General features: G+C 69.8%; 15 protein-coding genes. 13 read left to right on the forward strand and 2 right to left on the reverse strand.

All coding sequences use genetic code 11. The features are described 5' to 3' along the window. The first annotated feature begins 203 nt into the window (after positions 1-203). The 3 genes from ACIQNU_RS17465 to ACIQNU_RS17475 all read left to right on the forward strand — a co-directional run bounded on the left by ACIQNU_RS17465 (position 204) and on the right by ACIQNU_RS17475 (position 4850). A complete protein-coding gene (locus ACIQNU_RS17465) occupies positions 204-1157 on the forward strand; it encodes a hypothetical protein (protein WP_401366790.1) in 954 nt (317 codons plus the stop codon). 198 nt (positions 1158-1355) lie between these two features. Beyond that, positions 1356-2735, forward strand: coding sequence for a rifampin monooxygenase (gene rox / locus ACIQNU_RS17470; RefSeq protein WP_401366792.1), 1380 nt, complete (start codon positions 1356-1358; stop codon positions 2733-2735). Between the two features lie 246 nt (positions 2736-2981). After that, on the forward strand, positions 2982-4850 hold the full coding sequence (locus tag ACIQNU_RS17475) for a LamG-like jellyroll fold domain-containing protein (RefSeq protein ID WP_401366794.1): 1869 nt from the start codon (positions 2982-2984) through the stop codon (positions 4848-4850). A gap of 90 nt (positions 4851-4940) precedes the next feature. On the opposite strand, the gene dacB is transcribed toward ACIQNU_RS17475, so the two are convergent. After that, entirely contained in the window at positions 4941-6293 is a 1353-nt protein-coding gene (dacB, locus tag ACIQNU_RS17480) for a D-alanyl-D-alanine carboxypeptidase/D-alanyl-D-alanine-endopeptidase (protein ID WP_401366796.1), read from the reverse strand. Between the two features lie 438 nt (positions 6294-6731). On the opposite strand from dacB, the gene ACIQNU_RS17485 reads away from it, so the two are divergent. The 6 genes from ACIQNU_RS17485 (at position 6732) to ACIQNU_RS17510 (ending at position 13338) form a co-directional block, all read left to right on the forward strand. Beyond that, positions 6732-8198, forward strand: coding sequence for a Gfo/Idh/MocA family protein (locus ACIQNU_RS17485; RefSeq protein WP_401366797.1), 1467 nt, complete (start codon positions 6732-6734; stop codon positions 8196-8198). Positions 8199-8258: 60 nt separating this feature from the next. Beyond that, positions 8259-9251 (forward strand): NEW3 domain-containing protein, encoded by a 993-nt coding sequence (locus ACIQNU_RS17490; protein WP_401366799.1) that lies wholly within the window; start codon positions 8259-8261, stop codon positions 9249-9251. Between the two features lie 509 nt (positions 9252-9760). Further along, a complete protein-coding gene (locus tag ACIQNU_RS17495) occupies positions 9761-10609 on the forward strand; it encodes a CAP domain-containing protein (protein WP_401366801.1) in 849 nt (282 codons plus the stop codon). A gap of 88 nt (positions 10610-10697) precedes the next feature. After that, entirely contained in the window at positions 10698-11426 is a 729-nt protein-coding gene (locus ACIQNU_RS17500; RefSeq protein WP_401366803.1) for an oxygenase MpaB family protein, read from the forward strand. A 158-nt stretch (positions 11427-11584) separates the two neighbouring features. Next, the gene (locus tag ACIQNU_RS17505; protein ID WP_401366804.1) at positions 11585-11902 is read left to right on the forward strand and encodes an SH3 domain-containing protein; all 318 of its coding nucleotides are present in this window, start codon (positions 11585-11587) and stop codon (positions 11900-11902) included. 38 nt (positions 11903-11940) lie between these two features. Then, positions 11941-13338, forward strand: coding sequence for a M1 family metallopeptidase (locus ACIQNU_RS17510; RefSeq protein WP_401366806.1), 1398 nt, complete (start codon positions 11941-11943; stop codon positions 13336-13338). Between the two features lie 185 nt (positions 13339-13523). Here the strand turns inward: ACIQNU_RS17510 and ACIQNU_RS17515 are convergent, their stop codons facing one another. Further along, a complete protein-coding gene (locus tag ACIQNU_RS17515; RefSeq protein WP_401366808.1) occupies positions 13524-14372 on the reverse strand; it encodes a LacI family DNA-binding transcriptional regulator in 849 nt (282 codons plus the stop codon). Between the two features lie 463 nt (positions 14373-14835). Between ACIQNU_RS17515 and ACIQNU_RS17520 the strand changes: the two genes are divergently transcribed. The 4 genes from ACIQNU_RS17520 (at position 14836) to ACIQNU_RS17535 (ending at position 22479) form a co-directional block, all read left to right on the forward strand. Then, entirely contained in the window at positions 14836-15855 is a 1020-nt protein-coding gene (locus ACIQNU_RS17520) for a LacI family DNA-binding transcriptional regulator (RefSeq protein WP_401366809.1), read from the forward strand. A gap of 432 nt (positions 15856-16287) precedes the next feature. Continuing rightward, positions 16288-17934, forward strand: coding sequence for an alpha-galactosidase (locus ACIQNU_RS17525; protein ID WP_401366811.1), 1647 nt, complete (start codon positions 16288-16290; stop codon positions 17932-17934). 65 nt (positions 17935-17999) lie between these two features. Continuing rightward, on the forward strand, positions 18000-20930 hold the full coding sequence (locus tag ACIQNU_RS17530; protein ID WP_401366813.1) for a hypothetical protein: 2931 nt from the start codon (positions 18000-18002) through the stop codon (positions 20928-20930). A gap of 283 nt (positions 20931-21213) precedes the next feature. Then, positions 21214-22479: an enolase C-terminal domain-like protein gene (locus ACIQNU_RS17535; RefSeq protein WP_401366814.1), complete on the forward strand. Its 1266-nt coding sequence runs from the start codon at positions 21214-21216 to the stop codon at positions 22477-22479. Positions 22480-22547: the final 68 nt, after the last annotated feature.

Raw genomic sequence — 22547 nt, forward strand, 5'->3', positions numbered from 1 at the left:
CCATGAATCCGGGCGGAGGGCACTTTCTCCGCGCGACCGCCTTCTCAATCCCCCGGGAGTGAGGGGAACTTGGGGACGGTCCGAAGCGCCCAGGTGAACAGTCGCACCCCCGGGTTGAACATTCATGACCAGGTCTCGGCCCTGGGCCCGCCCGCCCCGAGCATGGGGAGTCGTCACCTCGACTGCCCTACCGGAGGTCTGCCATGCCCCGTTGGAGATCCGCCCTGGCCACCCTGTCGGCCGCGTTCATCGGCGCCACCACGCTGCTCTTCGCCCCGCCCGCGCACGCCGCCCCCAGCGACGCCGACCTCGCCTACCGCTGGGCACCCGTGCACTACCAGGACACCTCGTCCGCGTACTACACCGCCGACTACCTGGCGCCCGTGAACTACGACGGCGACTGGAACACCCTCAACAACTGGGAGAACCTGGACGCCAACGCCGCCCGGCTGACCGGCACCGCGTACTACTCGGTGGCCGAGACCCAGACCCACTGGTACATCACGTACGCCTTCTACCACCCCCGGGACTGGAAGGACTACCCGCTCAACCTCTTCTCGCACGAGAACGACATGGAAGGCCAGTTGGAAGTCGTCCGCAAGGACGGCAGCGCGTACGGCACCCTCCAGGCCGTCGTGACGCTCGCGCACGACAACTTCTACTCCTACACCCCGAGCGGCAGCCCCTTCACCGACGGCCGCGAGGACATCGACGGCACCGTGATCATGCAGGACCACGACGGCGCGGCTCACCCGACGAGCTTCCAGGAGGCCCGCGGCCACGGTGCCTACGCATGGAACGGCGGCAACTTCCCCGGCGGCGACGGAATCGTCTACAAACCGAGCCGCACCGCGGGCTCGGTCCCGACCGGCGGCAACGACCGCGACGCCCGGTACGCACTCACCGACCTCACCGCCGCCGACAGCCTCTGGGGCCGTCGCAACAACAGCGAGACCTACGCCAAGTGGGGCGCCTTCCGCGGCGACAACGGCAAGGACAACGCCGCGCACACCCCCTGGGCCTGGGACGACATGAACGACGGCAGCGACCTCCAGGCGGGCGCCATCGCGACCGACCCCGCCTATCTGATCTCCCGGTACTTCGGCAACACGGGCGACCTGAGCCTGACCTATGTGCGGAACCCCTACCGCGTCTGAGCGACGGTGTGGGTGGGTGAGCGGACAAGAGTAAAGGCAAGGAGGCCATGCGCTCCTTGCCACTCTCAACATATAGCGCCCTGGGGGCCTTGCGGCAAGGCCCCCGTCGTGCCGCAGAATCTCCGGTCGAAGCCGGAATCGGTACCGGTTCCGGCGGAATTCAGGGATTCACGGCATACATGCGTTATGTGAGGTTTCATGATTGACGTGACCATTGTCGGCGGCGGACCGGCCGGCTTGATGCTGGCGAGCGAGCTGCGGCTGCACGGCCTGCACACCGTCGTGCTGGAGAAGGAGCCGGAACCGACCAAGGTGGTCCGCGCGCTCGGCCTGCACGCGCGCAGCATCGAGGTGCTGGACCAGCGCGGACTGCTGGACCGGTTCCTCGCGCTCGGCCGGAAGCACCCGCTGGGCGGCTTCTTCGCCGGCATCAAGAAGCCGTCGCCGGACCGGTTGGACACCGCGCATCCCTACGTGCTCGGCATCCCGCAAACCACCACCGATCGCCTGCTCGCCGAGCACGCCACCGAAGTGGGCGCCGAGATCCGGCGCGGCTGCGCACTGGTCGGGCTGAGCCAGGACGAGGACGGGGTGACCGCCGAGACGGCCGACGGTACGCAGGTGCGCTCGCGCTACCTCGTCGGCTGCGACGGGGGCCACAGCACGGTACGCAAGCTGCTCGGCGTCGGCTTCCCCGGCGAGCCCAGCAGGTCCGACACGCTGCTGGGCGAAATGGAGATCACCGCGCCGCCGGAGACCGTGGACGCGGTGGTGGCCGAGGTCCGCAAGACGCAGCGACGGTTCGGCGTCGGGACCTTCGGGGACGGGGTGTACCGCGTGGTCGTACCCGCCGAGAAGGTGGCCGATGACCGCTCCGTGCCACCGACACTCGATGAGGTCAGGCGACAGCTACGGGTGTACGCCGGCTCCGACTTCGGGGTGCACTCACCGCGCTGGCTCTCCCGCTTCGGCGACGGCACCCGGCAGGCCGAGCGCTACCGGGTCGGCCGGGTGCTGCTGGCGGGCGACGCGGCGCACGTCCACCCGCCGATCGGCGGCCAGGGCCTCAACCTCGGCCTCCAGGACGCGTTCAACCTCGGCTGGAAACTGGCCGCCGAGATTGCCGGCCGGGCACCGGAAGGGCTGCTCGACAGCTACCACACCGAACGGCACCCGGTGGCCGCCGACGTACTGAACAACACCCGCGCGCAGATGGAACTCCTGTCCACCGACCCCGGCCCCCGGTCGGTGCGCCGGCTGCTGTCGGAGCTGATGGACTTCGAGGACGTGAACCGGTACCTGATCGAGAAGGTCACCGCGATCGGGATCCGCTACCCCTGCGGCGAGGGGCATGAACTGCTTGGCCGGCGGCTCCGGGACATCGCTCTGAAGCAGGGGCGGCTCTACGAGCTGACGCACGGTGGCCGCGGGCTTCTGCTCGACGGGACCGGCCGGCTCTCGGTGGCGGGCTGGGCGGACCGCGTCGACCACGTCGTCGACGCCGGCGAGGAACTGGACGTCCCCGCAGTGCTGTTGCGGCCGGACGGCCACGTGGTGTGGGTCGGCGAGGACCAGTAAGATCTGCTCGGCCGGCTGCCGCAGTGGTTCGGCGCCGCCCTGGGCTGAGCGGGTGGGGTACGAACAGGGTCCTCGCCGAGGATCGGCAGCCGCGTTCACCCCATCGCCCCGCGTCCTCAGGTGGGGATATAGCCCCACGCATCGGGGGACACTGTTCAGCTCTCTGCCGCCGCGTGGTCACGGCCGTTCACCAGAGTTCGGTCTGATCCCATCCGTTCCCTCTCCCGTTCCTACACAGGAGTACGTATGAGCGCAGCAGAGCGCAACCGGCCGGACAGACGTGCCTTGTTGCAGGCCGCCGTCGCTATTCCGGCGGCCGGTGCCGCCGCCTCGGTGCTGAGCACCGAGGCGGCGCGGGCGGCCGTACCGGCGACGGCCGCGGGCAGCCGGTTCGACGCGTCGAGCCCGCGGTTCGGTCTCGCCGTACTGCCCGACACGCAGTACCTCTTCGACGCCGACAGCTCCGACCCGGAGCCACTGCGGGCGACCTTCCGCCACCTGGTCTCGGAGCGCGAGAACATCGCGTTCATGGCGCATCTCGGCGATGTCACCGAGCATGGCACCGAGGAGGAGATCAGGCTCGCCGCCGACACCTTCGGAACCCTGCACGGCAAGGTCCCCTACTCCGTGCTCGCCGGGAACCACGACATCGACTCCCGTACCGACGACCAGCGGGGCGACAGCGCCTACCTGAAGAGCTTCGGCCCACGGCGGTTCGCCACCATGCCGACCTTCGGCGGAGCGTCCCCCGACGGATACAACACCTTCCATGTGATCCGTGCGGCCGGGCGGCAGTGGCTGATCCTCGCACTGGACTGGCGGGTTTCCGGGGAAGGCCTGCGCTGGGCCCAGGGCGTACTCGACGCCCGTCCCACCCTGCCGGCCGTACTCACCACGCATGACCTGGCATGGGCCGACGACGAGGGAGCCGCACAGCTCTCGGACAACGGCAAGCGCCTGTGGGACGGCATCATCCGTGGCAACGACCAGATCTTCCTGGCGCTCGGCGGTCACTACTGGCCGCCCGGCCGTACGGTCCTGACCAACGACTCCGACAACGATGTCCACGTACACATCACCAACTATCAGGACCGCTACTACGGCGGAGCGGGCATGATCCGCCACTACGGGTTCGATCTCGCGCGCGATGTCATCGACGTGACGACGTTCTCGCCCTGGTTCCTCGCCCGGGACCCGGCCAGGAGGACTCCGCTGGAGGCCGAGACCGTCGAACTGACGGGTCCGGTCGACCGGTTCACCCTCGACATCGACTTCGAGCGCCGCTTCTCCGGTTTCGCACCGGTGGTGCCGCCGAGGCCGCGCCCGGCCGAGGCCGTCATGCCGCGCGGCACCGTGGCGTACTGGCGCTTCGACGCGGCGGGCGCTCCGGCGGCGGGCAAGGCGGGCAGCCCCGTAGGTACGGGCACGGTCATCCGTGACCTGTCGGGACACGGCAACGACCTCACCGCGTCCCGCCTGCACGACAGTGGCGCGGAAGCCCTCACCTGGTCGGACGACCACCACTTCGGTCAGCCGGCGCACGCCAGTCTCCGCTTCGACGGAGGCAAGGGCCCGGACCGGGGCGCCATTCTGACCACCTCGGCCCGAGCCCCACTCAACTCCGAGAAGTTCACGTCCGGTTACACCCTGGAGACCTTCATCAGGCTTCCGGAGCCCTTCGAAGGCGACCACGCCTGGATGGGCATCCTGAGCTGGGAGGGCCGTAACGGCGACGCGGGCAAGACCACCGGCTGGTCGCCCGACGAGCCGACATGCAGCCTCAACCTCTCGCCCGAGCGGTTCCTCCAGTTCGTCGTCTACCCGCACCGGCAGAACGCCGACCCGACCTCCTGGAGCCACGCCGTCCCCGTGGGGCGGTGGATGCACATCGCCGTGGTCAACGACGGGCGACGCACCGTGATGTACGTGGACGGCTCGAAGATCGCCCGTAACCCCACCCAGCCGTCGACCGGCATCGCCACCCTCGGCAAGCCCTTCGTCATCGGCGCCACCCAGTTCGACGAAGCCTTCGGCCAAGGCTTCTACGGCTGGATCGGCGACACACGCATCGTCAGTCGCGCTCTGTCGCCGGGGGAGTTCATGGCACGCGTCTAGGCGGGCCGCGTCCCTGATACGGCGGTGGGTTGAGGGATGTCCTGCTGTTGTCAGCAGGACATCCCTATGGAGTCAGGCAGCGGCACAGGGTCAGGCCCAGCAGCCGTTCACCGTGGCGGCGAGGCCGTCCAGGGAGTCCTTGATGGCGCCGCTGTCCGCCGTGGAGTTGTTTTCGATGAAGGAGAAGACCTTCCAGCGGCCGTCCTTCCCCTGAGTGATGCCGCTCAGGGCGATGGCCCCCGTCAGGGTGCCCGTCTTGGCCTTGACCTGGCCCACGGCACACTCGGAGTTCGCGGTGTCGAACCGGCCCCACTCGGGTCCGAGGGTGCTGCCCGCTTCACCGGCGACCGGCAGCCCGTCCGTGAGCGACTTCAGGATGTCGCTGTGCCGGGGGTCGGTCGTCAGATCGAGGATTTCGGCGACGGTCTGCGCCGAGATGCGGTTGGCGCGGGACAGCCCGCTGCCGTCGTGGATCTCGAAGTTGGCCAACGAGACCCCGTACCAACCGGTGAGGACGTCACGCACGGCCGCCGTGCCGCCCTCGTAGGTGGCCTTGCGGCCGGAGGCGAGTCCGGTCATCCGCAGCAGCGTCTCGGCCGTGTCGTTGTTGCTGGTCTTGAGCATCTGCTTGACGATCACGGACAACTCGGCGGACTGGTGCGCGGCCACCGGGAAGTCCGTCGAAGCGGCTTGACCGCGGGTCACCTCTCCGGTCACGCCGATGCCCTGCCCGGCGAGCTGCTTGGCGAAGACCTTTCCCGCGTCGATGGCGGTGTCCTGGACGAGCTTCCCGTCCACCACCAGCGAGCGCACCGGCGCGATCTGGTCGTCGTAGTAGCTGCTGTTCCAGCCCTCGGCGAGAGTCGGTTCGGGGAACAGGCTGTCGTCGATCCGGACCTTCACCGTGTCAAGTCCCGTGCTCCGCAGACCCGCTGCCGCGCTCTCGGCAAGCTCGGCGACATCGGCGGTCGTGAGGGTCCGGTCGCCTCCGCCGACAAGGGTGAGCGTGCCGTCGCCGTAAACCACGTTGGTCGTGAACCTGTGGTCCGGGCCGAGAAGGGTCAGGGCGCCCGTGGCGGTGGCGAGCTTCGTGTTGGACGCGGGCATCAGCGCCGTCTTCGCGTCGTGGCCCCAGATCACCCGGTCGGACTCGGCATCCAGCACCACACCGCTGAAGGTGGTGCCGATGTTCTTGTCCTGGGCTCGGGCGTTGAGGTTGTCCACGAGCTTCTGTTCGGCGGGGTCGAGTCTGTTGACGCTTTCCCGGCTCGCTGCCGACTGGTCGGCGGCGAAGGCCGACTGACCGGCCATGACCGCGCCGGCGACCGGGGTGAGAACCACGGCGACGAGCGTCCGGCGGACGGTTCTGTTGAGGGGCTTGAGCTTGCGGTGACGGCCGCCGGAAGGCGAGTCGGACAGGGCGGCAGAACTGGGGGGTATCACAGCGTCTCCACGTCACGTGCGTGACGAATGGGGAATAGGAATACCAAGGAACTTAGTGGGTGTCACCTTGTACGAAGTGGCGGCCTCAGCGGCTTGCTGTGCAGATTTGGTGACGGCATGAGGGCTGGTCAGGAGCCCTGGAGGCCGCATTCCGAGCGGTACCGGTCCCTCCGCGCGGTGATCACAGGCTCGGTCGACACGCCCTGCCCGTCCGTCATATCACCAGGTGTGCACGCGGTGTTGGTCGACGGCGCCGTCCCGGGTGACACCACCCGACGGGGGGCCTCACACGGATCCAGCCTGTCGGTTCAAGCCACCGCCGGATGCTCTTTTCTGCTCGCAACAAGCAACTTGCGAACAACAATTGACATGAACGTGAATCTGCCGCCAGAGTCGTCACCGCCAGATACCGCGCACGTACCGAGGGGTGATGCCGTCATGTCTGAAATACCCGCAGTCTCACGCCGGTTGCTTCTGGGAGGGGCGCTGGGGGCCGGTGCCCTCGCCGCCGGAGTGGGGGTCGGTGCGGCGCCCGGCGCCTTCGCGGCGGCCCCCGGCCTCGCGCCCGACGGCGCCACGGCGCTGGAGACGGCCATGGCGCCGCGCCGCAAACCCGGCCAGAAGAGCATGATCGACGTCGCCTACCCCGTCCACAAAACCGTCCGCGTCGGCGTCATCGGCCTGGGCAACCGGGGCTCGGGCATGACCACCGGCTGGTCGGTCGTACCGGGCTGCACGGTGACCGCCGTCTGCGACATCCGCGCCGACCGCGCGAAACGTGTCGCCGACGGGCTGGCCGGTCAGGGCAAGCCGCGCCCCGCCGAGTACGGCGGTTCGGCGAGCGCGTACCAGAAGATGCTGGCGCGCGACGACATCGACCTCGTCTACATCGCCACCCCGTGGGAATTCCACTACGAGCAGGGCAGGGCCGCACTCCTCGCCGGCAAGCACGTCGTCGTCGAACTGCCCATCGCCACCGGCCTTGACGAGCTGTGGGATCTGGTCGACACCTCGGAGCGCACCCGCAGACATCTGATGCTGTCGGAGAACTGCAGCTACGGCCGCAACGAACTCGCCATGCTCAAGATGGCGCACGAGGGCCTGCTCGGCGACGTCACCAACGGCCACGGCGGCTATCTGCACGATCTGCGGGCCCTGCTCTTCTCCGACACCTACTACACGGACGCGTGGCGACGCCGCTGGCACACGCGCAGCACCGCGTCGTTCTACGCGATGCACGGGCTGGCGCCGATCGCCGCCGCCATGGACGTCAACCGCGGCGACCGGATGACGACGCTGACCGCCACCGCCACCGAACCCAAGGGCCTCGCCGACTACCGCGAGCGTTTCGTCCCCCGGTCACACCCGTCGTGGAAGGAGACGTACATCAACGGTGACCTGGTCACCTGCATGATCGGCACGGCGAAGGGCCGGACGATCCGCGCCGAGCACAACGTCAGCTCACCCCGCCCCTACAGCCGCATCAACACGCTCGCCGGAAGCCGGGGCATCTTCGAGGACTACGCGGGTGGCTCACCCACGGGCGCACGGGTCTACGTGGAGCCCGACCACAGCGGCGACACCTGGCGCGACTTCGACGCCTTCCGCAAGGAGTTCGACCACTGGCTGTGGAAGAAGATCGGCGACGACGCCGAGAACAACGGCGGCCACGGCGGCATGGACTACGTGCTGCAATGGCGCACGGTCCAGCTCATGCGCGCCGGACTCGTTCCCGACATCGACGTCTACGACTCGGCGGCCTGGTGCGCTCCGGTGCCGCTGAGCGTCAAGTCCCTTGCCGCGGGGGGCCGTCCGGTCGCCATCCCCGACTTCACCCGGGGCTCCTGGGTCAATCTGCGCATGGGACTCGACTCGCGCGCCACCGACATGCCCCCCGTCGCCTGACCACGCCCTCGCGGGTTCTTTCCTTCCCCAGGACAGGTTCCTCTTTCCAAGGAGCGGACAATGAGAACAGGCGGACTGATCAACTCGCTGAGAGCCGTGGCGGTCGCCGGGGCGATCATGCTGATCCCCGGTCAGGCGATGGCGGCGGACACCCGGGCCGAGGCCGTGGACAGGACCGAGGTGACCATCGCGCCGGTGGATCTCGACGGACCGGCCATCGCGACGGTGAAGGTCACGGTCAAGAACGCGGGGCCCGACCGGATGCGGTCCCTGAAGGTGTCGTTCAGCGGTCCGGTCGGCTGGGCGGTCCAGCCGTCCGCCCAGGAGCCGGGCGGCACCTACGCCAAGGGCGCGGCGGTGGACCTCACCTTCCGGATCCAGGTTCCCGAGCAGCGGCCGGGGTTCCGGATCCGGACCTTCGAGGCGACGGCCTCCTACCGGGGCGGTGACGGAGTCGGCTCGGCCACCGGCACCCGGTCCCAGCGGACCGGCGCACCGTCGCCGAACCTCGCGGCGGCCTACAACAACGTCGCGATCACCGACGAGAACAACACCGCACCCGGCAACTACGACGGTGAGGGAAACAGCTTCTCCGCCCAGAAGCTCGCCGACGTCGGCCTGGTGCGCGGTGCGCGGGTGAAGGCCCTCGGAGCCGATCTGACCTGGCCGGACGTGCCGAGCGGCAGCAAGAACAACGTGTCGGGCGCCGGACAGGCCGTCGCGCTCAGCGGCTCCGGCAGCAAGCTTGTCCTCCTCGGCTCGGGGGTCACGAGCAACGCGGTCGGCAGCGCGACCGTGTACTACAAGGACGGCACCAGCACCCAGGGCTCGTTCGGCTTCCCGAACTGGTCGTTCGACCCGGTGACGGCGCACGGCGCGATCCTGGTGGCGTCCAGCGACGGCCGAAACCGTCCGAGCGGCTACGGAAACGCGGGCATCAAGTACAGCGTCTTCGCCCACTCGATTCCCCTGGACAAGTCGAAGGAGGTCGAATTCGTGGTGCTGCCGAGCAACGGCAACGTCCACATCTTCGACATCGCCCTGGCTCCCTGACGGCCGCTCCCACCGGGCCGCACGGCACTCAGCCGCACCCACTCAAGGGCACGCCCCCTCACCTCGGTGACAGGGGGCGTGCCCGATTCGTACCCCTGTGCCGTGGCACTCGCGTGACATCCCTCACGCCGATGGGCCCGCCTGACCAGGCACGTTAGTAGATGTCACGCCGGGAGCAAGAGGCGATTTATCCGCTGGTAGTGCGCCATAAGCCGCAGGCGAGTCCTCGGCCGAGGCCCTTCCGGGCCCCTGCTCGATCCGGCGCCTCCCCACCGATTCCTGACGGAACACCAGGCGCCCTCGCGCTTCCGCGAGCCGGGTCAGCACACCCCAGCGCCCACTTCAAGGGCCGTCGATCGCTACGACGCCGGGTAGTAGAGGCTCACGTTGCCCGCGCCGAGGAGGGTTTCGACAATGACGAATCCGTAAGGAGTCCGTGCGGCCCCTATACCGCGTCCGCGCAGCCCGGCCGCGCCGACACCCCCGGCGATCACCCGATTGAGGTCCGAATGAGGAAGCACCGCAGGAAGCCGCGCTACCGGCGGACAACCGTCGCCGCGATCACTCTGGGCGCGCTGGCGATACCGTCCGCCGCGATGGCCTGTCTGGCCGACCGGTCAGGCCCGGAGAGCGGCACCCTGGCCGCGTCCACAGGTACCCGTACCGCACCCTACGAACAGGGGACGGCCACGTCCGCGGGCAGTCGGGCCGAGCCCTCCGGGCTGCGGACCGCCGCGTCCTACGACCGGCCGAAGAGCGAGTCGCACGGCCGCGAGAAGCGCAAGGAACACGCCCCCACCGAGAAGCGGCGCGGGCACGGCAAGCGGACCCCGCCGCCGGCGGGGACGACAGCTCCGGCTCCCGTAACGACGACCCCCAGCACACCTGCCGCGCCGTCCTCACCGTCCTCGACGCCCGCGCAGCCCTCTCAGCCCGCCGTGTCCCCGGCGTCCGGCGCTCCGGCGTCCGCCGCTCCCGCGTCGGCAGCCGTGGCCCGGGTCGTCGCCCTGGTGAACAGCGAACGCGGCAAGGCGGGCTGCTCCCCGTTGACCCTGAACGCGAAACTCGCGAAGGCCGCGCAGGACCACAGCGCGGACATGGCGAGCAACCGGAACATGTCGCACACGGGCTCCGACGGTTCTGATCCGGGCGAGCGGATCACCCGTGCGGGCTACAGTTGGAGCACCTACGGCGAGAACGTCGCGTACGGGTACTCCACTCCCGAACAGGTCATGGACGGGTGGATGTCCAGCCCCGGCCACAAGCGCAACATACTGACGTGCGACTTCAAGGAGATCGGCGTCGGTCTCGCCCAGCCCGGCGGCTACTGGACCCAGGACTTCGGCACCGCCCGCTGACCGGCCTCGTCGGCTGAGGCCGTTTTCCGGGCGGGGCCGTCAAGGCCCTGCCCGGAACGGCCCGGCGACGGCATCCGATAATGCCGCCATGCACCCCGCCCGCCGCCCCGATCCCGCCCATGAGCCCTACCGGCACCTGGCGTTGAACGACTGCCCCCACGATCTGAAGATGGGGCTGAACCTGGGCTTCTACCGGGTCTTCGGCATCCCCGCCATCGCCCGCGTCCTGGTCGGCACGGGAAAGCTGATCGACCGCCCCCTGGTGCGCGCCAAGGCGACCGGCGCCCTCATGTACGCACTGGTGGAACACGGCCTGGACAGCCCCGACGGCCGTCGGGCGGTGACGGCGCTGAACCACCTCCACGCCCGGCTCCCCGTGGGCAACGCCGAGTTCGTGTACGTCCTGAGCGCCTTCTGCGTCACGCCGATGCGCTGGACCGACCGCCACGGCACCCGCCGCACCACCGCACGCGAGAAGATCTCCGCCCATGCCTTCTACGCCGACCTGGCGGACCGCATGGACATCGCTTCCGTACCCGGCTCGTACGCCCGACTGGCCCACTGGATGGACGACTACGAGCACCGTCACATGGCGCCGAGCCCCGAGGGCAGAGCCCTCCTGGAAGCCACCCGCTCGGTGCTCGCGGCCCGCTTCCCGTCCTGGAGCGCCCCCGCCGTCCGGGCCGCCTCCGCGACCCTCTTCGACGCGCCCCTGCGCACAGCCCTGGGCATCCCCACCCCACCGGCCCCCGTCCGCTGGACGACGGACGCGGCACTGCGCCTCATGGCGGCGCGACGCCGCTCGGCCGCCACTTGACGCCGCCCCTGTCCGGAACTCACCTGCTGTGGCGCCGGTATCAGCCCCTACGGTGTCCAGAACGAAGCGTTTGGCTCAAGGCGCCGCCGACTGGGCGCCGAGTAGGGGGAACTGTGAGAAAGCGTGCGTTGCACTTCGCTGTTGTCACTTTCGCGGCCTTGCTGCTGGGGCCCTTCACCTTGTCGCCGACGGCGGACGCGCATGCCGCGTGCGGATCACGTCGGCCGCCGAATCTCGACGCGACACCGATCAGCAGCAAGGGGCACGGCATCAACATGCGCAGTGGCTCCAGTACGGCATGTGCGATCACAGGCGAGATCTTCGGTACCCATCAAGTCGACTACTACTGCTGGACGACCGGCAGCCCCAGTGGCTACACCTGGACGTACGCCGGGAATGTCACCGCCAGCTACGCGGGGTGGATGCGCGACGACCTCCTCAACGACGGGGGAAGCAAGGTCTGGTGCGGCTTCTGAGGTGTGGACGCCCGGCGGCTGTGGCATGATCCAGCGGCATGTCGCCACATCCCACCGCACCGTCAACCCTCCTTCGCCGTCTGCTGGTTGTGCTGCTGGTGTGGCTCGTGGCGGCGGGAACCACCGCTCCCGCCGCCTTCGCGACGCCCCCGGCGGGCGAGGACGTCCCCGGCACGGCGACGCCCGACGGTCTCCGCTACGACGTGCGCCTGCGCGCCGACGCCGACGGCTCCCACTGGACGGGCCGGCAACGCGTGTCCTTCCGCAACGCATCCGACCAACCACTGCGTGAGGTGTACGTACGGTTGTGGGGCAACGGCGAGGACAAGTGCGGCACACCTGGCGCGCCGTCCCCCGTGAAGGTGTCGGGAGTGCGAGGTGGCACCGCGGGTGACCTCACCGTGGACTGCACCGCGCTGGCCATCACCCTGCCGGAGCCGCTCGCGCACGGTGAGCGCACATCTGTCGCCTTCGACGTGTCCATCACCGTGCCCGAGCGCAACGCCCGCTTCGGCCGCGAGGGAGCCTTCCGCTTCCTGGGGAACGCGCTGCCGGTACTCGCCGTCCACGACGAAAAGGGGTGGCACCTCGATCCGTACATGTCGCTCGGAGAGAGCTTCTACGCACTGGCGAGCGACTTCCGGGTGCGCATCGACCACCCCGCCGCCCTGGAGATCCCCGCGACCGGGCGCACCTGGACCCGGCCCGGCGGCGCCGGACGCGCGATCACGTGGAGCGTCGCGCACCAGGTGCGGGACTTCGCGTGGGCGGCCGGCCCGTTCCGGACGGCCACGGACGTGTCGCCCGGGGGTGTGACGGTGAAGTCGTACTGGGCGCCCGACACACCCGCCGAGGGCGTGCGCCTGAACCGTGCGGACGGCGTCGCCGCCGTCGACCGGTTCGGCGAGGAGTTCGGCCGCTACCCGTACGGCGAGATCGACCTGGTGATGACCAGCGGGTTCGGCGGCGGCATGGAGTATCCGGGCCTGGTCCTCGTGGGCACCACCGAAGAGGGCAGCGCCGTCGTCCACGAGGTGGCCCACCAGTGGTGGTACGGCATCGTCGGCAACGACCAGTACGACGCGCCCTGGCTGGACGAGAGCTTCGCGCAGTACGCCAACGCACGTTTCTACGGCTGGGACATGAGCGAGTGCTGGGCGGACACGTACTGGCCGAGCGAGCAGAGCGCCGTCACCAACTCCATGGCGTACTGGGCCGGCCACCGCAACGAGTACCACCTCATCTACTCGGCCGGCTCCTGCGCCCTGTCCCGTCTGGAGCTGACCCTCGGATCCGACACCATGGCCCGGCTGCTCAAGGAGTACGCCCGTGACCACTGGTACGGCGTCTCCACCACCGCCGACTTCAAGAACGCGGCCCAGGCACTGACGGACCAGGACCTGACTTCCTTCTGGGAGGAACACCGCATTCGGTGAGCGTGCGGTCGCCCGCTGGACAGGCGCCGTCCGATGGACTCGGCCGGATCGCCGAACGCGTGTGCGGCGCCAGTGCCCTCGGCGGCGTGACGGGCCGACCCGCGTCGAATACGTCATCTGGGGCCGCACCGACCTCACACCGGCGGCGACCGCCTTCCTCGCCGCTCTCGACATCAAGAGTGGGGTCAGTGTGTGAGGTGTGCGTTCGGGGGGCGGGTGCTTTCGCCGAGCCTGACCGTGCCGCGGATGCGCTTCACCCTCGGTGTGAGACCGGTGTCCTCGGTGAGTACGAGGTTCATCGCCTCCATCCCCATGGTCTCCAGCGGGATGTGCACGGTCGTCGCCAGCGGCGAGATGTCCCGGAGCGGGAGGATGCCGTCGAACCCGGCGATCGACACATCGTCCGGCAGAGTCAGGCCGAGTTGCCGCAGCGCGTCCATGGCGCCCACCGCCATCACGTCGTTGACCGCGAACAGGCACGTCGCCCCGATACCGGAGCGGTGCCACTGCATGGCGGCGGCGAACCCGCCTTCCCGTGTGAAGTCCGCGTGGATGACATGCCTCGGGTCCAGCCGCGGGCCCCGGTCGGCCAGCCCCTGGCGGAATCCCGAGACCCGGTCGCGCGAGGTCCGCAGCGACGCCGGTCCCGCGAGGACCGCGAACGACCGGTGCCCCAGGTCGAACAGTTCGTGGGCCAGGTCGCGGGCGCCCGCGCGGTTCTCCACGAGCACCGTGTCGACTCCGGGCAGTTGTTGGCTGATCATGGCGAACCGGCCACCGCCGCCGGTGAACGAGGAGATCTCCTGCCGTAGTCGCTCCTCCGACGACCGGTCCGTGCTGCGGCTGCCGGCAAGGATCACCGCCCGGCAACGGAGTCCCCGCAGCGCCGCCAGATACATCGGTTCCCGCTCCGGCCTGCGCCTGGTGTCGGTGAGCGTGACGATCATGTCCTGCTCATCGGCGGCCCCGATGACCCCGGCCGCGATGGAGGAGAAGTACGGGTCGTTGATGTCGTGGACGATCAGTCCCACCACGTTGGTGGGGGTGTCGACACGCCGTCGGCGCGGCTGCGTCCGAGGGCGCCGGGATCCGCCGACCGGGGCTCGCGAGGCGGACGCGGCCGACACGCCGGTGACTCCCGCTGCTGCAGCCGACACCGTGGGGCTCACCGGTTCCACATGCCCTCCCGAACCCGAACCTGGACGATGCGTCGTATCACCGCGTAGGCGCGACGATCACGCGAATCGCCACGGGCTCCGGGCCCGCGCCAACACCACGGCCGGTGATCCGCGTTCGTCCCGAACGCCGCCGCACGGGGCGCCCGCCGCCCGTGCCGTCCGGTTGCCAAGACTGGGCCATCAACCCTCCCCGCGCAATACCGTGAGCCCCACGGTTCGCACGTTGTCGCGGTCCGCCCGCCGCCGCCGGACGACCTGATCGTGGCTCGGGATAACGTGGGTACCCCCGACCGCGCCGGCGTCAGGAGCCACCAGTCCGATGAGCACACCGTCCACGACCGGCGCGGGCCCCACCCGCCCCACCATGGCCGACGTCGCCCGCCTGGCCGGTGTCAGCCTCAAGACCGTGTCGCGAGTGGTGAACCATGTGCCGACGGTCGACCCCGCCCTCGCCGAAAGAGTCCTGGCCGCGGTCGCGGAACTGGGGTTCCGGCGCAACGACATGGCACGCAGCCTCCGCGCGCGCAGCACGTCGGGCACGATCGGCCTGGTGATCGACGAGGATCTGGCCAACCCGTTCTATTCGAGCCTGGCGGCCGGGGCGGCGGAGTGCGCGCTCGATCACAACGCCATGCTCCTCACGGCCACATCGGGGGAGGACGGCGACCGGGAACGCGGCCTGGTGCTGGAGATGTGCGAGCGGCGGGTCGGCGGACTGCTGGTGGTCCCGGCGGGCAGCGACCAGACGTACCTGCGCGTCGAGATCGAGGCGGGCACACCGGTGGTGTTCATCGACCGCCCACCCGTCAACGTGCGCGCCGACAACGTGCTCATCGACAACGCTCAGGGAGCCCGCAGTGCCATCGAATACCTCGTGGCCAGGGGGCATGAGCGCATCGGCGTGCTGGCGGACCTGCTGACGATCTACACGATGCGGGAACGGCTGTCGGCCGCGGAGGCGGCGATGGAGCGGGCGGGGCTCCCGTACCGGCCGGATCTGATCCAGGACGGACTGCACACCGTGCCCGACACACAGGCGGCGGTGGAGCGGATGCTGGCGTCACCGGAACCCCCCACCGCCCTCTTCACGCTCACCAACCGGCTCACGCTCGGTGCGCTCGGCGTGCTGAGCCGGCGCCGAGGAGACGTGGCCATCGTCGGTTTCGACGACTTCGAGGCCGCCGCGCTGGTGCCGCACCCGCTCACGGTCGTCTCCTCCGACGCCCGTGAGATGGGCCGGGTCGCCGCGGAGCTGCTGTTCCGCCGGATCGCCGGGGAGCAGTCCCGGCCACGGACGATCGTCGTACCGACCACGCTGGTGGAGCGCGGCAACGGCTGACGGATACGTCGGCCCGGGACAACGTAGGACTGAGAGTACTGCTCGCTCCTGACCTGCGCCGACGACTTCCCACGGAAATCCGGACGCCATGCGCGGCGTGCGACGCCCATCCGGTGCCTGTCAACAGCCCAGTAATAGGTGGTGAGTTGAGCCAGGCGAGGGCCAACTCTCGTTGAAGATGATCGCGCCCCGGCCTCCCCACCCGCTCAAGCGGTCGAGAGATTGCGTGTGCATGCCTAGACAACGTTGACTCAGGCAGACTACGGTCCTGCACGCCAAGCCTCCGCTCAACCCGGAAGAGTCGCATTCATGCAGTTAACGGATATACCTCCGCTCTGGACCGCCAGTGATGCGCATTATGCGCATGATGTCGCCGTTGCGGCTCTGACTGATGGAGTACGGCTGGAGGCCGATCCACAGGCCGAAGCCACCGTGATCCGGGTCAAGTGCACGCAGACCGAGACAACGTTGGTACGGCTCGATGTCCCACTCGGCGACGGTGTCGGTTACTGGCACCCGGCAGCAGGCTGGGAGCGTCCGCTGCCGGCCGACTGGGAGGGGGAGTGGCGACGTGTCGGACTGGTCGACTCGGCCGCCGCAGGCTGCCTGTACGACGGCGCGGGCCGGTCACTGCTCGCCTTCGCCGGCGACCACGGTGACGCGACGACCCTCGTCCGCTTCGGCGTCTCGGAGGACTCGGCCCGCTTCGGCGTATGGCTGGCGACACCCCTGCGCGCCGGCGAGGAGTACCGGCTGCGCATCGAAGCACCTGGCCGCCCGGTCGACGACACACTGCGCACGCTGGCCCGGTGGATGCCGGGCACCGGTGACGCCCTTCCCGCACCGGAAGCCGGGCGCACCCCGGCGTACTCGACCTGGTACTCGATGCACCACGCGGTCAGCGAGGCCGCCGTCGAGGCCGAAGCCGCGATCGCGGCCGACCTGGGATGCGGACTGCTGCTCCTGGACGACGGCTGGCAGGAGCAGGCCGACCACCACAAGTACTCCGGCTGCGGCGACTGGACCCCCGATCAGGCCAAGTTCCCGGACTTCCGGGCACATGTGCGCAGGGCGCGGGAGACGGGCCTGCGGTATGTCGCCTGGATCGCGCCGCTGCTGCTCGGCGAGCACAGCCGCACCCACGCCACGCTCGCCCGCCTCGCCCCCCACCGCGTGCCCCGGCTCGCGTGCCAGGTACTGGACCCCCGGCAGGACGAGGTGCGGGCCTTCGTGGTCGAGCGGTGCGCCGACCTCGTGGAGCGCTACGGACTCGACGGCCTGAAGCTCGACTTCCTGGAGACCGCGATGGTCTACGCGGACACGGTCGGCGGCAACGGGGACGGTACCGGTGCGGCCGGTGCCGATGTCAGCCAGGCGATGCGTGTGTTGCTCGACGACCTGCACACACGGCTGCGAGCGCTGCGCGGCGCCGACGTCCTCATCGAGCTGCGCCAGCCCTACGCCGGGCCCGCCATGCGCCGCTTCGGCAACCTGCTGCGCGCCGGCGACTGCCCGGCGGACGCGACCGCCAACAGGCTGCGCACGCTGGACATCGCCCGGCTCGCCCCGGGCGCCTCGGTGCACTGCGACATGCTCATGTGGGACCCGCGAGCCCGCGTCGAGGCGGCTGCCCGACAGCTTCACTCCGCCCTCTACTCGGTGCCGCAGATCTCCGCACGACTCACCGAACTGTCCGCCGAACACCGCGAGATGACGGCCTGGTGGCTGGAGTTCTGGCGGCAGTACCGCGACGTGCTGATCGACGGCGAACGCCACACCGGCCGGCCGGACGAACGCGACGCCACGATCACCGCTTGGTCCGGAGACCGGGCCGTCATCACCGTCTTCGGCGAGCACCGGGTGGTACCGCTGGATCCGGGCCGCTTCACCGATGTCGCTCTGGTCAACTCGACCACCGCGGACCACGTCGTACTCGACCTCACGGAAGGCACCCGGATCCGCCTGGCGGTCTCCGACGCCCGCGGTCGGCCCACCGGTACCCAGGTCCGGGAGTTCGGCCCCGGCCTGCACCACCTGTCCGTACCGCCGTCAGGGCTGTGCCGACTCTCCCCGGCCTGACCCGCGACTCCGCATGGCAACTCCGCACCCCACGGTCCTCGTGACACACCCTCGGAGGTCTGTTCATGTCCGACGCACCCCGGTCCGACGCACCACGGTTCGACCCCTCACACTCCGACGCGCCAAGGTCCGATTCGCCCCCCTCAGACACCGACTTCCGCGACATCACCCGTCGCCGCGCGCTCTTCTACGGTGCCGCAGGCGCCGCCGGTGTCGCGCTGGCCGGTGTCGTGGGCACCGGCCAGGACGCCCAGGCGGCCTCCGGCCCGTCGGTCGTCCTCGCCTTCGACGACCCGACCGCGCTGTTCCCCATCGACGGCTCCGGCCGCGCCACCCCCGACCTGCTGGCCACGGTCACCGGCCCGGCCGCCGTGAGCGGCACGATCGCCTGGAAGGTCAGCGCCCGCAGCACCCGGATCGTCGCCAGTGGAACCGCGGCCTTCACCGCCGCCGCAGGTACGCCGCAGACCACCACCGTCCCGCTCGGCGCCCTGGACCCCGACTACTACCGGGTCTCGGTCACCGTCACCGACTCGGCCGGGACACAACTCGCCGCTCAGACACTGGGGTTGGGCGTGCTGCGCCCCACCGTGTCCGGGTTGCGCCCCGGCTCGGCGTTCGGCCTGGGGATCCGGTCGGAGGGCAACCCGGCCGTCACCAAGCGGATCGCGCAACTGATGGGCGTCAAGTGGACCCGGGGTATCGCCGCCGTGCAACCGGACACGGTCAGCCCGGCGCCCGGCGTCTTCTGGGGCCAGGCCGACATCGACAAGGCGCGCGCGGAGGTGGCGGAGTGGCAGAGTTACGGCATCTCCGCGATGGGCGGCATCAACTACAACATGTCGTGGAACGTGCAGCCCGACGCGAACGGCCAGCCGCTGCCGACGTACCGGAACCGGCCGAAGGACATGGTGGCGCACACCGAGATGGTGTACCACGCGATCGAACCGTTGCGGGACCTGGTGAAGAACTGGGAGCTGTGGAACGAGCCGTGGGTGCACGGCCGGTACTGGACCACCGGTGACTCGCAGGACTACCGGGACATGACCAAACTGATCTGGGACCGGGTCAAGCCCGGCATGCCCGACGTCAACCTGATCGGTGGCGGCTCCGTCAGCTACAACCGCGACACGGTGTACGCCAAGGGATCCACCCGCGCCGGTTACATCGACGGCTCGGTGAACCACGCCTACGGCTACCCGGACGCCACCCAGTACGCGATGGCCAAGACGCAGGTCAAGATGGACCGGCTCTGGTCCAAGTCCGGTGGTGAAGGCGGCCAGTGGCAGACCGAGTGCGGTACCGCGGTGGTCCACTCGTTCCCCAGCCTGCCCGTCGAGGAAGCCATCTACGGAGTCGCCCGCACCCTGGCTCCGACCTACCTGCTGCACATGCTCGCCGGGGCGGAGGAGGACTCGCCGATCAAGGTGTTCTGGTTCTCGCTCTGCTACGACAAGGCCTACTCGGGCCAGGAATTCAACATCTACGACATCCAGACCAGGACACCGTTGCCCGCCGTGGTCGCGTACACCACGATGACCAGCGTCCTTGAGGACGCCACCCTGCAAACCGAGCTGTATCCGGACGCCAAGTCCACCTGGGGCTTTCTGTTCCGCACCGAGGACGGCAAGGGCAGGGCGGCGGTCTACGCCGACCAGATCTACGACGGCACCGACGAGTCACCAGCCGCCGGGTACCACGGCACCCTGACGCTCCGAGGCGCCGCCGGCATCCGCGTCCACGACTACCTGGGCCACCAACTCGCCGACGGATCGTCGGACCGGGTGACGCTGACGCTGAACCCCTGGGAGGTCCTCTACTTCGACACCGACCGCAGCGCGGAGGAACTGCGCGACGTGCTGACCACCAGGGCGGACTTCGCGTACGACACACCGCTCCTGGTCACCCCGCTGTCGCTGGTCAAGCCGCTGGGCGCGGGCAGCGAGCTGGAGGTGCGGGTGGAGAACGTGTCGCCCGGGGCGGTTTCGGCGGTCGTGCAGGTCGCCGAACCGGCCGGGTGGAAGCTGCGGTGCACCCGTCTCCCGGTGACCGACCTGGCAGCGGGCGAGCAGCGGACGGTCCGTTTCCCGATCACGAGCCACACGGTGAGCCCGGACAACGAGTACGAGGTCGACTGGACGCTCCACGTGACCGGGCGGGACGACATCGCACCGAGCGGGTCGCAGACCGTCCGCGTCGCCCACCTGCCGTACCGGTCGATCACCGTGGGCGGCGGCACGGACCAGTGGAGCGGCACCATCCCGGTGACGCTGACCAGCGTGAGCAAGACCGGTGACACCAGGAAGTACGCGATGCGCGGCGCGTGGGACGACGCCTTCCTCTACCTCCGCGCCGAGATCCAGGACGTGACGCCGTACTTCCAGGTGCCGTTCGCGGCCAACCCGTACGTCTTCCCGTTCCAGGCCGACAGCATCCAACTCGGCTTCGACACCGGGGACAAGCCGGACGACCTGCTGGCCGGCGACCCGCACTACGAGAAGTGCCTGACCTCGCTCTCGCATCTCTACGTGGCCACGCTCGGCAGCAGCACCCCGGACCACGCGAGCCAGAACGCCGTACCCCAACTGCACCGGCAGTGCGCACCCGGCACCAACTACCAGACGTACTACCCCACCAACGCCGCCCTGCCGACCCCGCTCGGCCCGATGGACGCCACGCCGACCGGCGGCAGCGAGGGCCGGATCCTCATCACCCGGGACGCCGTCGCCAAGGTGACCGTGTACGAGGTGGCCATCGCCTGGAGCCAGCTGCCGGCGCTCGCGGCGACCCTGCCGGCCTCGGCGGGCGGGACCACCACGACGGCCTTCGGGTTCGCCGTCGGCGACGCGGGCACCGGTGGGCACGGCATGACGTACTCGATCACCCAGTCGCAGGCCCCGCAGTCGGGTTGCTACAACTTCGCGGCGTTCTGGGGGACCGGCGCCCAGTTCAGCGGCGGCCGTGTCGACACACGCTGGGGCCTAGGGCGCTTCTGATGGATCTCCGCGGCGTCGCGACGCCCGGCACGCACTCTCGCCGCACCGCACGAAAGCCCACGTAGCGCCTCCCCCAAGGTCTTGAGGACCAGGGGGGACCCCCATCGAGGACTTCCGCGCGGCACGTCGAGAGCACGCACCGAACGCCGCTCCTTCACCCACGGATATCCATCAGAAGCCCCCTAGCCGCTGACCTCCCGGCTGCTCACTCCTCGGCCGCCGACTCTTCGGCTGCCGACTCTTGGGCAGCCGACCCCGCCCGATCAGACAAGGAGCCGCAGACGTGACCAGCGTCGCAGGCACGCCCTCCGCACCCCCCTGGGCGGACGCGCCGGCCATCCGCATCACTGGCGTGCGGGCGGTGCTCACCGCCCCCGCCGGCAAAACCCTCGTGGTGGTCCGTGTCGACACCAGCGAGCCGGGCCTGTACGGCCTGGGCTGCGCGACGTTCACCCAGCGCGCCGCGGCGGTCGCCACCGTGGTCGAGGAGTATCTGGCGCCCCAGCTCATCGGCCGGGACCCCGCCGACATCACCGACATCACCGCCACGCTGCACGTCAGCGGGTACTGGCGGTCAGGGCCCGTCCTCAACAACGCACTGTCCGGAGTGGACATGGCGCTGTGGGACATCAAGGGCAAGCAGGCCGGTGCGCCGGTGTGGCAGCTCCTCGGCGGGCGCTGCCGAACCGCCGTACCGCTGTACGCCCATGCCGCGGGCCGCGATGCCCGCGAAGTGGCCGACGAGGTAAGGCAGTTGACGTCCGACGGCTACCGGCACGTGCGGTGCCAGGTCGCGGTGCCGGGAGCCGGCACGTACGGGGCACCCGGCACTGCGGCGCCCGCCGGCTCCCGGCCACCGCTGACCGCAGGTGCATGGGATCCGGCCGCGTACCGGCGCACCGTCGTCTCGCTCTTCGCGCATCTGCGGGCGGAGCTGGGAGAGGAGGTCGAACTGATCCACGACGTGCACGAGCGGGTCCACCCGACCGACGCCGTCGGACTCGCCAAGGACCTTGAACCGTTCCGCCTTTTCTATCTGGAAGACCCGGTGGCTCCGGAGGACATCGAGTGGCTGCGCCGGATACGCGCCCAGTGCGCGACCCCGATCGCCATCGGTGAACTGTTCACCAACCCCGCCGAATACCGTCCGCTGCTCGCCGACGGACTCTGTGACTTCATCCGCGTCCATGTCTCAGCGATCGGCGGCATCACGGCGGCCTGGCGGCTGGCCACCGCGTGCGACCTGTTCGGGATCCGGACCGCCTGGCACGGACCGGGCGACGTCTCACCGATCGGGCACGCGGCGAACCTCGCCCTCGACCTCGCGAGCCCCAACTTCGGCATCCAGGAACAGCACCTGTTCACCCCACGGCTGCGGGAGGTCTTCCCCGGGTGCCCCGAGATCCGCGACGGCCACCTCTGGCCGAGCGACCGGCCGGGCCTCGGCATCGACTTCGACGAGCGTCTGGCCCTGCGGTTCCCGCCCCAGCGCCTCGGCCACGCCTGGACACCGCCGCGCCGGGCCGACGGCGCCCTGCAACGCCCCTGATCCGCCCACCCGACCCGCACACCCGCCCCACACACCTGAGCCACCCACGTGATCCGCGAAGGAGCAAC

The sequence above is a fragment of the Streptomyces sp. NPDC091292 genome (assembly GCF_044757265.1).
Taxonomy (GTDB): domain Bacteria; phylum Actinomycetota; class Actinomycetes; order Streptomycetales; family Streptomycetaceae; genus Streptomyces.